General features: G+C 40.9%; 11 protein-coding genes. 9 read left to right on the top strand and 2 right to left on the bottom strand.

Going from position 1 to position 13,029, the window contains the following annotated elements; translation table 11 throughout:
- The 9 genes from PQ479_RS18425 to PQ479_RS18465 all read left to right on the top strand — a co-directional run bounded on the left by PQ479_RS18425 (position 1) and on the right by PQ479_RS18465 (position 10,461).
- Positions 1–1,578: a glycoside hydrolase family 43 protein gene (locus tag PQ479_RS18425; protein ID WP_047990672.1), complete on the top strand. Its 1,578-nt coding sequence runs from the start codon at positions 1–3 to the stop codon at positions 1,576–1,578.
- Positions 1,575–2,681 carry a glycoside hydrolase family 88/105 protein gene (locus PQ479_RS18430; RefSeq protein WP_047990673.1) on the top strand — a complete coding sequence of 369 codons (1,107 nt, stop codon included), beginning with the start codon at positions 1,575–1,577 and terminating at the stop codon, positions 2,679–2,681. Before PQ479_RS18425 ends, PQ479_RS18430 begins: the two co-directional genes overlap by 4 nt.
- Positions 2,682–2,706: 25 nt before the next feature.
- A complete protein-coding gene (locus tag PQ479_RS18435; protein ID WP_047990674.1) occupies positions 2,707–3,174 on the top strand; it encodes a hypothetical protein in 468 nt (155 codons plus the stop codon).
- The gene (locus PQ479_RS18440; RefSeq protein ID WP_047990675.1) at positions 3,174–3,818 is read left to right on the top strand and encodes a YesL family protein; all 645 of its coding nucleotides are present in this window, start codon (positions 3,174–3,176) and stop codon (positions 3,816–3,818) included. Before PQ479_RS18435 ends, PQ479_RS18440 begins: the two co-directional genes overlap by 1 nt.
- A 14-nt stretch (positions 3,819–3,832) precedes the next feature.
- Entirely contained in the window at positions 3,833–5,134 is a 1,302-nt protein-coding gene (locus PQ479_RS18445) for a Gfo/Idh/MocA family protein (RefSeq protein WP_047990676.1), read from the top strand.
- Complete coding sequence (locus tag PQ479_RS18450) at positions 5,122–6,612, top strand: UxaA family hydrolase (RefSeq protein WP_047990677.1); 1,491 nt, start codon at positions 5,122–5,124, stop codon at positions 6,610–6,612. Before PQ479_RS18445 ends, PQ479_RS18450 begins: the two co-directional genes overlap by 13 nt.
- A 191-nt stretch (positions 6,613–6,803) precedes the next feature.
- The gene (locus tag PQ479_RS18455; protein ID WP_083991366.1) at positions 6,804–8,309 is read left to right on the top strand and encodes a tagaturonate reductase; all 1,506 of its coding nucleotides are present in this window, start codon (positions 6,804–6,806) and stop codon (positions 8,307–8,309) included.
- 13 nt (positions 8,310–8,322) lie between these two features.
- On the top strand, positions 8,323–9,297 hold the full coding sequence (locus PQ479_RS18460; protein ID WP_273717148.1) for a rhamnogalacturonan acetylesterase: 975 nt from the start codon (positions 8,323–8,325) through the stop codon (positions 9,295–9,297).
- A gap of 621 nt (positions 9,298–9,918) precedes the next feature.
- Positions 9,919–10,461, top strand: a complete 543-nt coding sequence (locus PQ479_RS18465; RefSeq protein WP_047990678.1) for a DUF6241 domain-containing protein — start codon at positions 9,919–9,921, stop codon at positions 10,459–10,461.
- Between the two features lie 50 nt (positions 10,462–10,511).
- Here PQ479_RS18465 and PQ479_RS18470 read toward each other — a convergent pair whose 3' ends face one another.
- Both PQ479_RS18470 and PQ479_RS18475 read right to left on the bottom strand, forming a co-directional pair.
- Positions 10,512–10,826, bottom strand: a complete 315-nt coding sequence (locus PQ479_RS18470) for an MFS transporter (RefSeq protein WP_047990679.1) — start codon at positions 10,824–10,826, stop codon at positions 10,512–10,514.
- A gap of 207 nt (positions 10,827–11,033) precedes the next feature.
- On the bottom strand, positions 11,034–12,677 hold the full coding sequence (locus PQ479_RS18475; protein ID WP_047990680.1) for a multicopper oxidase family protein: 1,644 nt from the start codon (positions 12,675–12,677) through the stop codon (positions 11,034–11,036).
- Between the last annotated feature and the right edge of the window lie 352 nt (positions 12,678–13,029).

Here is a 13,029-nt window from a genome sequence, read left to right on the forward strand (position 1 = left end):
ATGGCAACATATCAGAACCCAATTATTCCAGGGTTTTATCCAGATCCATCTATTTGTAGGGTTGGAGATGACTATTATTTAGTCACCTCCACGTTTGAATATTTTCCAGGTGTACCGATTTTCCATTCTAAAGATCTCGTTAATTGGAAACAAATTGGTCATGTTCTTGACCGCCCCTCTCAACTTAATTTAGATGGTATCCCTAATTCTAAGGGGATTTACGCCCCGACAATTCGTTATCATGAAGGTATTTATTACATGATTACTACATTTGTTGTGAGTCAACATGGCGAACGTAAGAACTTTTATGTCACAGCAACCGACCCAGCGGGACCTTGGTCAGATCCTATTTGGTTAACAGGAGCTCCGGGTATTGATCCTTCACTGTTTTTTGATGATGATGGTCGTGTCTATTATACAGGTAACCGAGTTCCTCCGACTGGACAGACGCATGCGAAACATATGGAAATTTGGCTGCAAGAGTTAGATGTTTATGAAGAAAAACTTATCGGTGAACCAGTTGGGATTTGGGATGGGGCTTTAAAGATTGCCCATGCTCAAGAGTCACCACATGTTTATAAAAAAGATGGATATTATTACTTAATCATTGCTGAGGGTGGAACAGGTTATACACATGCTGTAACCGTTGCGAGAAGCAAACATATTGCAGGACCTTATGAACCAAATAAACGGAATCCAATTTTAACACACAGGCATTTAGGCCAGAACTATCCAATCTCAAATGTTGGTCACGCCGATATTATTGAAACACAGGACGGGGAATGGTGGCTATTTTGTTTAGCGTCAAGGCCTTATGGTGGTGGAATGTATCGGAATATGGGGAGAGAAACTTTTTTAGCACCAGTAGTTTGGGAAGAGGATTGGCCAGTAGTTGCTCCTGAAACAGGAAGGTTAGAAGAAATAATGACGGGTCCTTCGTTATTAAAAGACAATGCTAGAGTGGAAATTAAAACGTTTGATTCATTTGATGACAAAAAACTCGGGTTAGAGTGGAATTCAATTCGAACACCGCGAGAGAACTTTTTCTCATTGGAAGAACGACCTGGGTACTTAAGGCTCAAACTAAAGCCAGAAAGTCTAGCGGAAGAAGCAAATCCTAGTTTTATCGGGAGAAGGCAGCAACATATAAGTTATCAAGCCGTAACCGAGCTTGAGTTTGAACCAAAAAAGGCAGATGAAGCAGCAGGAATGACGCTTTTTCATTCGAATGATTTTCATTATCGTCTAGAAGTTAGTTATCAAGAGGGAAAAGAATTACGCGTTGTCAAACGTGCTGCAGGTGAAGAAGAAACGATAAAAGTAGAGCGAGTTATTGGGCGTGGTTCTATTCAATTGAAAGCGGTGGCCATAAAACAGGATATCAGCTTTTATTATCGTGTTTCAGATGCAGAAAGTTGGACCTTGTTAGTGGATAACCAAGACGGCAGGATTTTGAGTACCGATATAGCGGGTGGGTTTGTTGGCACATATGTTGGACTCTTTGCAACTAGTAATGGACAGATAACTGAAACAGTGGCAGATTTTGATTGGTTTGAATATAAGGAGGCTCATATATGACAGAAGCGACAAAAAGTTTAAAATATACACCCTTAGAGTGGGCAAAAAAAGCGTGTGATAGTATTATGCAGCTTTATCGTCCGGTAGAGATGCCACCGGCTCATCGCTGGCATTATCATCAAGGTGTTTTTTTATGTGGTGTTCATCGTATCTGGGAAATGGAGCAGGATGAACGTTATTGGCATTACGTGAAAGAGTATGTCGATGAGCTTGTTGATGAACAGGGTAACTTCATATTTAGACGAGATGAGCTTGACGCCATTCAAGCGGGGTTATTGTTACTGCCGTTGTATGAAAAGACGGGCGAGTACCGCTATAAAGAAGCGGCGAGAAAGCTAAGAGGACTATTTCATACATTAAATCGTAATCGATATGGTGGTTTCTGGCATAAGGATAAATATCCGAATCAAATGTGGTTAGATGGTTTATATATGGGGGGACCTTTTGCTTTACAATACGGACAGATGTTTAATGAACCGGAATTAACAGACTTGTTTATTCGACAAGAGGCACTGATTCGTAAGTTCACAAAAGATGAAAGTACAGGCTTATATAAACATGCATGGGATGCGAGTAAACAGGTTGCGGTTTGTGACAAAGAGACAGGGCAAACAACAGAGGTTTGGGGGCGTGCTCTTGGTTGGTACGTCATGACATTGGCAGATGTGATTGAGTGGCTTGGTGATGATCATTATAAGCAGGCAGAATTAATGGGTGCCTTTGAAGATGTGATGGAGAATTTGATGCGCTACCAAGATGAAGAAAGTGGGCTTTGGTATCAGGTTGTTGATAAGGGTGAACAGGAGGACAACTGGTTAGAAAGCTCATGTACGAGCCTTTTTGTATATGCGTTAGCGAAAGGTTATCGGTTAGGTTATTTAAAGAAGGAAGCTTATGAGAGAGCGGTCAAAGGTTTGAATGGGATTATTGAACATTCTGTAGAAATCAGTGAAGAAGGTTCTTTGGAACTGAAGGATATCTGTATAGGAACGTCAATCGGTTTTTATGAGGACTACGTGACACGACCGACGAGTGTGAACGACCTTCATGGTGTAGGAGCTTTTGCGTTGGCTTGTACAGAAGTGGAAAAAGCACAAAAGTAATTTAAGATTGAGAGGCGGAGAAGGTATGAAGAAGTGGGTAGTAATCGTAGTGCTGCTTATAAGCATTCTACTAGTAGGCTGTAGTGAAAAGGATGATGAGCGGCTTCATGTTATGGCCTTCTCCGATGAAATCTATGAAAAGCAACAACAATTAAGTAAGTGGATCGATTCGGAGGATGTTCGCGTAACGGTGTTCCCTACGATTTTGGAACGTCTTATTGTTGAGCTCGCTGGTCATCAAGCACATATTTTAATTGTTCATGAAAGTATTACCGAACCAATGGATCCAGAAGGGCTAGTACCGTTAGAAGACTTTAAAGCAGAACCGTATGTATTAAGAGATGAAAGCTTTGTGGCGGGCTTGGCATTAAAAGAAATACTCTCAGGGATCGTTGAATTAGAAAGTGAACATTTACTGGCAGTACCTGTTTATCATGAACGGTCAAAGGAAGCCATAGCATTTATTAAAGAGGGATTAGAGGAGGTAGAGTAATGGAATTGTCCGGCATTTGGGGTGGCTTTTATCGTGTTTCTCTTCGTGTTTCCAAAATGGCTTATGCCAATGCTTTATGGGTGTTATTTAGTTTGTTAGGGCTCATTGTACTGGGGATTGCACCAGCTACAGTCGCTTTATTTAGCATTACGAAGGATTGGGCAAAGAAGGACTGGGATCAACCCGTGTTTCAAACTTTTTGGCAAACGTATAAGACTGAATTCTTCCGAGCAAATGGCGTTGGATGGGCATTTTTTGTTATCGGTTTCCTCATTTATTGGAACTTTACTTTATTTGCAGGTGCAAGTATCGTCATGATGGTTATTCGAGCATTTTTACTCATGGTCACCGTCTTATTTGCCGGAACATTGCTCCTATTTTTCCCTACGTATGTCAATTTTCATTTAAAAGGGTTAGCACGTGTTCGAGCAGCATTGATGATGGCATGTGGTCATCCTCTTCATGTTGTTTTGTTAATGGCTAGCATTGTTGCTTTGCAGGCTGTTTTTATGTATCTTCCTGGTCTTATTATCTTTTTTGCTGCGGCAACGATCGCTTATGTCATTTCTTGGTTTGCCCATCATATTTTTGAAGCGATGAAAAAGAAACAAACGATTGAAAATGAAGCCATTTCTCATGGCTAAGGGGTTGAGTGTAAATGAAAAAAATAGTTGTCTGTGGTTTAAGTAATCGAGCGTTAAAAATGTTTATAGAGCCGGTGTTAACACGTTTTTTCAATTCAAATGAAATTGTTGGTTTGTTAGATATTGATAAAAGAAGGTATGAAGTATGTGTGGATACGTTTCCACAGTTAGAAAAAATACCATTTTACCGACAGGATGAATTTGAGAAAATGGTGGCTGAAACAGGTGCGACCACTGTTATTGTGACGAGTCGAGATGATACGCATGTTGATTATATCGTAAAAGGCTTACAGTTAGATTTAGATATTATTAGTGAAAAGCCAATGGTGACGACGAGTGATGATGCAATTCGTGTGTTAGAAGCAGAACGAGAGAGCAAAGGCAAAGTAACCGTTGCCTTTAATTACCGATATAGTCCTTATCACACAAAAATAAAAGAGTTGATTGATTCAGGCAAAATAGGGCGTGTGACCTCGATTGACCTCAATTGGTATATTGATACGTACCATGGCTCGAGCTATTTTAAGAGATGGAACCGTGATCGAGACTTTTCTGGAGGATTATCGGTTCATAAATCAACCCACCATTTTGACTTAGTAAACTGGTGGATTGACCAGAAGCCTGAGGAAGTTTTTGCTTATGGAGCTTTGAACTATTACGGGGCAGATAGTGAGCTTAATCCAAGTCGAGTGGATGGGCGCCATTGTGGAACCTGTACGGAACAATTAGATTGTGATTATTACCGTCGTTGGTCGGGACGTAGTCAAAGTGTGGCTGTGCGTGATGATCATTTGATGGCTGGTCAAGATTTAGGTGCTTATACAGGGTATCGCCCAGATTCCTGTATTTTTGACAGCGATATTGAGATTGAAGATACGTATGTAGCAACGGTGAAATATAACAAGGGAGCATTATTAAGCTATTCCATTAATTTCTCTGTCCCTTATGAAGGTTATCGTCTTGCGATTAATGGAACAAAAGGTAGGATAGAGACACAGGAATACCATGCTCCATCAAGGACTCCTTTTCCAACACCAGAGCAAACGATTGATTATATTCCATTATTCGGGTCAAAAGAAATTATTCATGTAGTGAAAAATGATGGTGGTCATGGTGGTGGCGATCCGCTGATTCAAGAGGATTTATACTTAGGTTCTGATCCGAGTCGTGGCTATGAAGTACTTGCAGGTGCTGAGGCTGGTGCCTATTCGATCGCTGTTGGTGAAGCCGTTTGGAAATCAGCAAAAAGTGGCCAGTCTGTAAAAGTGAAAGAGCTCTTAGCCGAGACCGAGGAGTGTAAGCCATGGATTATATGAAAATTCATCCCAATGATGATGTACTCGTTTTATTACGTGATTATCAGCAAGGGCAATCGATTCAGTTTGATGGTCTAGATTTTGTTATAAAGGAGGATATTGCTCGTGGTCATAAATTGGCCTTACATGATGTAAGCGTCGGGGCGAAGGTTCATAAATATGGCTTTCCAATCGGGGTAGCAAAAGAGCCTATAAAAGCTGGAGATTGGGTGCATACACATAATGTTCAAACAGGTCTCGATGGGACGTTGGAGTATGATTATCAACCCGATCAAGCCGCTGCTGCCTTAGAAAAGAGTCTGGCGACTAAAACATTTCAAGGCTTTAAACGTAAAAATGGTGAAGTCGGTATCCGCAATGAGCTCTGGATTATTAACACGGTCGGATGTATTAACAAAACTGCTGAGCTTGTGGCGAAGCTTGGGAATCAAGAGGGCTATGAAAATATCGATGGAGTCTACCATTTTCCACATCCGTTCGGTTGTTCACAATTAGGTGATGATCTGAAGCATACACAAGCGATTTTAAGCAATCTCGTTCAGCACCCAAATGCAGCCGGTGTGCTCGTCTTAGGGTTAGGGTGTGAGAATAATTATATCGATTTATTTAAAGAAACTTTAGGCGAATATGAAGTGGAGCGCGTGAAATTTTTATCGGTACAGGAAGCAGAGGATGAACTTGTAGAGGCGACGGATTTGTTAGCTGAATTAGCGGAAGTAGCTAAGGCAGATGCTCGTGAAGAAGTTCCTGCATCTTACTTGAAGGTCGGTTTGAAATGCGGTGGTTCTGATGGCCTTTCTGGAATTACAGCCAATCCACTCGTTGGGGCTTTTTCTGACTTATTAATTGCCCAAGGTGGATCAACGATTTTGACAGAAGTACCGGAGATGTTTGGGGCAGAGACGATCTTAATGAATCGTGCCAAGGATAAAGAGGTCTATCAGTCCATTGTTGGTATGGTTAATGGTTTTAAGGAGTATTTTATACGTCATAATCAAGTTGTCTATGAAAACCCATCGCCAGGTAATAAAAAAGGCGGCATTACGACTTTAGAGGAGAAGTCATTGGGCTGTGTGCAAAAAGGTGGTTTTGCCCCGGTTAACGATGTTCTTCCTTATGGAGGTAAGGTGACAAAACCAGGTCTGTCCCTTGTAGAGGGACCAGGCAATGACCTTGTTTCGGTGACGGCTCTATCGGCTGCCGGTGCCCACATTGTCTTGTTTACGACGGGGCGAGGTACCCCATTTGGTGGACCTGTTCCAACGGTGAAAATATCAACTAACTCTCATTTATATGAACGGAAGAAAAACTGGATTGACTTTAATGCAGGTGTATTAGTCGAGGGTAAAGCGATGGAGGAGCTTGCAGAGGATTTACTTGATTATGTGCTGGGTCTAGCATCAGGAGAAGTCACAACACACAACGAACGAAACGGATTTAAGGAAATTGCCTTGTTTAAAGACGGAGTGATTTTGTAGGTAGCACATGTGCTAAGGAGCAGAGCGAGGACAGACTGTCGTCAATGCGGTCTAATGAAAATACGCGGCAATGAAACGAGAAAAAAGGTCGTCAATGCGGCGTAAATGAAAATACACGGCAATGAAACGAGAAAAAAGGTCGCCAATGCGGTGTAAATGAAAATACGCAGCAATCCAAAAGGAGGTATCACATGGACACAAATACAACCAAAACAAGGTTAACCAAAGCGTGGCTATCACAGAATCAGAACCTCCCTGTAAATAAAAAAGAAACAATCATACAAATCGGAGAAGGAAATTTCATGCGTGGCTTCCTTGATTGGATGCTTCATCAAGTTCATAGACAAGGCTTATATGATGGCTATGTCGTAAGCATTCAACCTACGCCTCATGGAAAAGTGGTTCCAGTTCTTCAAGCACAGGATAACCTATATACGACGATTCTTCGAGGAAAACAAGCAGGAGAAGTTATTGATCAGGCAGAGATTATTGAATCGATATCTAGAAGCATTAACCCCTATACAAATTGGACAGACGTTTTAAAGCTTGCTCAGTCCCCTGATATAAAGTGGATGTTTTCTAATACGACAGAGGCTGGGCTTGTTTATCAGCAAGAGGAGTATGAGCCAAGCCAAGCACCCTTATCGTTTCCTGGAAAAGTTACGGCATTTTTATTTGAAAGGTACCAATATTTCGATGGTTCTCTTCAGGCGGGATTATATCTAGTTCCATGTGAATTAATTGAGAATAATGGACAGGAATTAAAACGAATCGTTTTACAAATAGCTAAAGATTGGGAACTGCCTCAAGCTTTTTTGGACTGGGTCGTCAAAGCGAATATATTTTGTAACACATTGGTCGATCGAATTGTTCCAGGTTTTCCGAAAGGGGAAGAGCAGGCTTGGGTAGAACGATTAGGTTACGACGACCATCTTTTAACCGTGGCAGAGCCTTATCATTTATTTGTGGTTGAGCCAGAAAAGCCGATTGATGATAAAATTCCCTTTCAAGAGGCGGGTCTAGAAGTGAAGTGGGGAAGTACGGAGCATTATCGAGAGATTAAAGTGCGTTTATTAAATGGACTTCATACGATGATGTTTGCGATCTGTTATTTGTCTGGAGAGAAAACGGTGAGTAGTGCTTTAGAGAATACAACTTTACGACCTTTTATTGAAAAGAGTTTGAAAGAAGAGCTTGTGCCAGTCGTGGTGGCGGATGAAGAAGAGAAACGAGCTTATGCAGACTCGGTTTTAGAACGATTTGAAAATCCATTCCTTGCACACCAATGGACAGATATAGGTTTAAATGCCATTTATAAATTTCGAACAAGACTACTGCCCACCCTGAAAGACTATGAAAAAATAAATCAAGTTCCAGAGCGTTTAATTTTTAGTTTAGCGGCACTTCTTGTTTATATGAAACCAACTGAGAGAGAAGGAGCTTTTTTACAAGGTGAAGTAAATGGGGAGCGACATACCATTCGAGATACTGAACAAACATTACTGTTTTTAGAAGGTGTATGGCATTCTTATGAGGAAAATGAGACGTCTCTAGAAGATACAGTTTTTCAAATTTTAGAGAATGAGCATTTGTGGGGTAAAGAACAGGGCCTCAAGGTGTATCACTATAAAGTTCTCGCTTATGTTCAAGAATTATTAGAGAATAAACCGGATGTTCTCTTGTCACGATTCATTTAAAAGGAGCAGGATGATGAAGACCTTTACGTTTGAAGATAGAGAAATATTCCCTCCAGATTCAGGTGCTTTTTTTATAAAAGGTGAGGCGAGGCCATTAACGGGTGACTATCACCGAGAGCGAGTACCGACCTTTCATTACAATGTAGAGCAGGGCATATATCAAATGACGATTTATGCTTATCCGCATACATCGATTAAGTACGGGAATGGTCAGCTTTTATTAAAAGCTCAACCGACTGCAAGTACGATTATCAATCATGTTTATGTGAAAGATTCAGAGATTGAGCTTGCATGGTGGGGGGGAGGTATTAAGGAACTATCCATTCAAAAGATAGCATTAGAGCCTAAGCTTATTTTAATCGGTGATTCAACTATGTCAGAACATCCGCCTGAGAAGTTTCCACAATATGGTTGGGGCCAACTTTTGGCTGAGCAGTTAAGGTCAATGGCTAGTTTTAACGTTGCTCAATCTGGACGGAGCTCTAAAAGCTTTCGTGAAGAAGGTCACTTTCAAAGAGCCCTTTCTCACCTGAATAAAGGGGATTGGGTACTCATTCAATTTGGACATAATGATCAAAAAGAGGACCATCGTGGGACGACACCTGAACAATATAAAGAAAATCTACGAAAATATATCCGTGAAATTAGAGAGGCAGAAGCGATTCCTCTCTTACTTTCACCTGTCCAAAGAAGGTATTTTTCAGAGCAGGGTAGGATGCTCAATCCACATGAAGGTTATCACGAAATGGTAGAAGAGGTAGCTAAAGAGGAATCGACCTTTTTTATTGATTTAACGAAATTAAGTTCGGACGCATACGTTGAGCAAGGACCTGAGGCATCGAAAGCATGGTTTATGTGGTTAAAGCAAGGTGAGGAACCGAATTATCCTGAGGGAGTAAATGATAATACGCATTTCTCAGAGCAGGGAGCAAGAGCCATTGCTCAAATAGTTGTCAATGAATGGAAAAAGCTTCTAAAAAATCAATAGGTGTACAAACAACTCGCTCATAACGCACATGAAAGTAAACGAAGCAGTTACACAAGGAAAGAGCAGTAGTAAGTTCACGAAAAAAGGGATGAAACGTTCAACTTACGTTTTTATCATTTAGAATTTATGTAAATGGCATGTTTTTTGAACTCAGGAGGTAGCAGTAAGTTTCAGAGCCCGTATATGACTATTAGCACGAACTTCCATAAAAAAACCGCATAGTGGAGCCAAAACCGCTCCGCCACCAACAAAGATGAAAGTAGTGGCGACTGTTCAGACTGTTGGCCCGTTTACAACTCGATCACCATCAGGAGTCGGCCTGAACAAACAGGGAGCACTGTCCTACTAAGGTCATTTATCGTAAGATGGATGACGAGCTAATTTCACGGCACAAACTATCGCCCATAAGCAACTTTCATATAAAAACAACGGACTGGGCTACTAGCTCAGTCCGTTTACTATTCGAAAAAACAAAAATATTCATCATTAATACTTCCTTTTTTTAGTGGTTTTATGATAGCTTAAAAGAATAAGAAAAACTGGTAAATAAGGTTAAACTTTCAATGATGATTCATAGGGAAATGTTCGATAGAACTCTTACTTGGAGGTTATTCAAACAAAATGAAAAAAGTTAGCGTCATTATTATCGCAATCGCTTTATTAGGTGTAGGTGCCTATATGTATTACCCCATATATCAGGAAGGCAAAGATGAAGAAGTAGCTTCATTTCCTGAAGAAACTTCTGCACCTGTAGAAGAGGATAGTGCTCAGCCTGAAGAAGGTGAAACGGTTGAACCTATCATTAGTGCCATTGAAGGGGAGGATGTCGAAGATCTTCTTCCACTAGATATGGAAGAGTTAAGCATTCAAAACCGTATTCACCATATGTCACATGGATATGTCCACGCTTCGCAAAAATGGGGGAAATTCCAAGTGACAGAGGAAAGACTAGAGCGAATCCTTATGATTATTGAAGCCAATCAATATGAGCATGGCGACGTTTATGAACAAATCATCACAAGGTGGCTGAACGGAGATTTTTCCCAAGCTGTTGAGGATCACAATACGATTTGGCGTTTGCAAAATGGTAATGTGGGAGAAGCGACTAGGTTATTAACAGAAGAGGAAATACAAAGGTACCATGAAGAGCATTTTCAGGAATAAGAGTAGACTGTCTTAGAAGTGAGTGATCACTTTTAGAGACAGTCTTTTTGTTAGGAAGGGAGCTTAGCTAAATTCTTTATATCTTTATCGATTAAAGGATATAACGCAATAACAGTCATATAGATACCAGTAAAATAGAACAGGTGTTGAACGGCGAATAGGTCAGCTATAATGCCGCCGATAATCGCCAGTGGTGGCATTAGAAAAACGGAAAAGAGGCTAATTAAGCTAAACAGACGGCCACGATATTGATCCTCAATCTCTAAGATTAGTAGAGAGCTAAAGGTAATATTTAATATGACTGAACTAGCTGTAGGCATCATAAAAAAGAGCGTACCGAACCAGATATTTGTAGCTAAGCCCATGAGTAAAGTGGAAATACCTGCGAGAAGGACCATATAATTGGAGAGGTAGAAAAGGCACTTATTCTTGCAAAGGAAGCTGTGGCTGTAACAAAAAAACAACCTCATTCTGCTTATTATCAATTTGCAAGGAATGTTTTAGCGAAGGTGCAAAAAGCAAGCGGTGAATAATAAGGAAGAAAGTGCCAGATGATGCGGCACTTTCTTTTTTTACATATGGTGTTCACCATGGTCAATCGGTGTAGGAATTGGTCTTGGTCGTTCGGATTGTTGCCCCTCTCCTGATTCATGTTCATGCCCAGGGGGGAGAGGAATCGGCGTATTACTATTTGGATCCACAACATACATAGGACGCATCATGTCATAATCCTCATGTTCTAAAATGTGACAATGCCATACGTATAAGCCAGGATATGGAGCGAAGTGACCGATCACACGTGTAACTTGACCGGCTGGTGCGGCTAATGTATCTTTCCAACCGCGTTCGTTCACTTTTGGTGCGATGATCGGGCCAGTGAAAGTGAGTTGACCTGTCTCGTTAAAGAGCTCAACATCAAAAGGTTGATGGCCGAGAACTTGGAATTGTATCAAATGGATATGGATAGGATGTGGAAAGTTCGTAGTATTAATGATATTCCAAATCTCCGTTGTACCTAATGTTGGCGTTTCTGTAATGGGATCGTGCCAAAAGTGATTATCTAATAAAAGGACACCACGCCCTATTTCATCAACGGTTCCACCTAAGCGGAGATTTCTAATTTTAGAAATGGGGCGCCCGCTTAAACAAGGAATCGTTGATAAATGTGTTGGAACTCGACTTGTATCTGAACCTTTTAAAGGAACGGTTACCCGAAATTGCATAATGTCAGCAATTGGATTCGTTGGGTCACCATTTGGACCGAGATTATTTTTTAGCGTAATCGTTTGTCCTTTATACTGAGAAAAATCAAGGATGATCTCGATACGTTCGGCTGGCTCAATTTCGATTTCTTCAAGTGTGACCGGCCTTCTGAGTAAGCCACCATCTGAGGCAATCTGGACAAAAGGTTGCCCGGTATCTAAAAATAGTGTATAACCACGGGCATTCGAGCCATTTAGAAGGCGAAAACGATATTTGCGCGGTTCTACTTCCAGATAAGGCCATACCTTTCCATTAACTAAAATCGTGTTGCCGCCAAAAAAAGGCACGATACTTGGGTTCGGATAATTTTCTGGTGGATTATTCGGCTGACGTGGATAAAAGAGTGAGCCATCTTCTTCATTAAAGGTTCTGTCCTGGATGAGAAGTGGAATATCATACTCATCCTTAGGCAAGCGTAGATGATTTTCTGCTTGGTCATGGATAAGATAAAGTCCTTCTAAACCTGCATAAACATTAAGGCGTGTTATTCCCATAGCGTGATCGTGATACCAAAGTGTGGACGCTCTTTGATCATTTGGATATTCATAAATTTCTCGCTCAAAAAGGGGACCCTTTTCTTTGAAGTTGTTCGTATACCAAGCTTCAGGGTAACCGTCGCTATCAGGCTTGGTTTCGGCTCCGTGTAAATGCACGACTGTACGAACTTCAGGATTATGTTCTAAACCATGAATGGACTTATCAATAGGTAAAAAATGCGTGTCAGGAAGTAAATTACTCCATTTTACATGAACGGGCTCATGTCTCTTCGCATGAATGGTCGGCCCCGGGTAGGTTCCGTTATAACCGAATAAACGAGTTGGTGGTAAATCTCGATGAAGCTTTTGTGTGAACTCTATCATTGTAATCTCGTAATGGGCTCCGTGTTTGTCTGTTTTAGTGGGAATGGCAGCATCCATAATCGGTAGAGCATCGACAAATTTTTCTAATGCCATATTGGTCACTCCTGTTATGATAGGTATTAATCTATTTTATGAAAGTACTCCCAACTGGTTTAGGCGAGTATCATGGAGTTGAGAAAAAAGTACATCGTTTTAGAAGGAACAATAGAAATGGGATGAGTGTCATGTAATTTGTAGCTGCCCAGACGGCATTCGCAGCAATGAAGCGAGGAAAAGAGTAGTTAATGCTTCGCAAATGAAAATACGCGGCAATGCAGCGGGAAGAGGGTCCAATGCGGAGGAAAAGCGGAATCTCGGGGTTACGAGCGGAAAAAGAGATTAAGTCCATATAATTGTGTAAAAAGAAAAGACATCATTAAACTCCTGTTACAATAGTTTCAACGAC

Origin of the sequence: Alkalihalobacillus pseudalcaliphilus, assembly GCF_028610675.1 — a bacterium.
GTDB classification, from domain to species: Bacteria; Bacillota; Bacilli; order Bacillales; family Bacillaceae_D; genus Alkalihalobacillus; species Alkalihalobacillus pseudalcaliphilus.

Coding starts and splice junctions, on each gene's coding strand:
- PQ479_RS18425 (WP_047990672.1), top strand. CDS start 1: ATGGCAACATATCAGAACCCAATTATTCCAGGGTTTTATCCAGATCCA.
- PQ479_RS18430 (WP_047990673.1), top strand. CDS start 1,575: ATGACAGAAGCGACAAAAAGTTTAAAATATACACCCTTAGAGTGGGCA.
- PQ479_RS18435 (WP_047990674.1), top strand. CDS start 2,707: ATGAAGAAGTGGGTAGTAATCGTAGTGCTGCTTATAAGCATTCTACTA.
- PQ479_RS18440 (WP_047990675.1), top strand. CDS start 3,174: ATGGAATTGTCCGGCATTTGGGGTGGCTTTTATCGTGTTTCTCTTCGT.
- PQ479_RS18445 (WP_047990676.1), top strand. CDS start 3,833: ATGAAAAAAATAGTTGTCTGTGGTTTAAGTAATCGAGCGTTAAAAATG.
- PQ479_RS18450 (WP_047990677.1), top strand. CDS start 5,122: ATGGATTATATGAAAATTCATCCCAATGATGATGTACTCGTTTTATTA.
- PQ479_RS18455 (WP_083991366.1), top strand. CDS start 6,804: ATGGACACAAATACAACCAAAACAAGGTTAACCAAAGCGTGGCTATCA.
- PQ479_RS18460 (WP_273717148.1), top strand. CDS start 8,323: ATGAAGACCTTTACGTTTGAAGATAGAGAAATATTCCCTCCAGATTCA.
- PQ479_RS18465 (WP_047990678.1), top strand. CDS start 9,919: ATGAAAAAAGTTAGCGTCATTATTATCGCAATCGCTTTATTAGGTGTA.
- PQ479_RS18470 (WP_047990679.1), bottom strand. CDS start 10,826: ATGGGCTTAGCTACAAATATCTGGTTCGGTACGCTCTTTTTTATGATG.
- PQ479_RS18475 (WP_047990680.1), bottom strand. CDS start 12,677: ATGGCATTAGAAAAATTTGTCGATGCTCTACCGATTATGGATGCTGCC.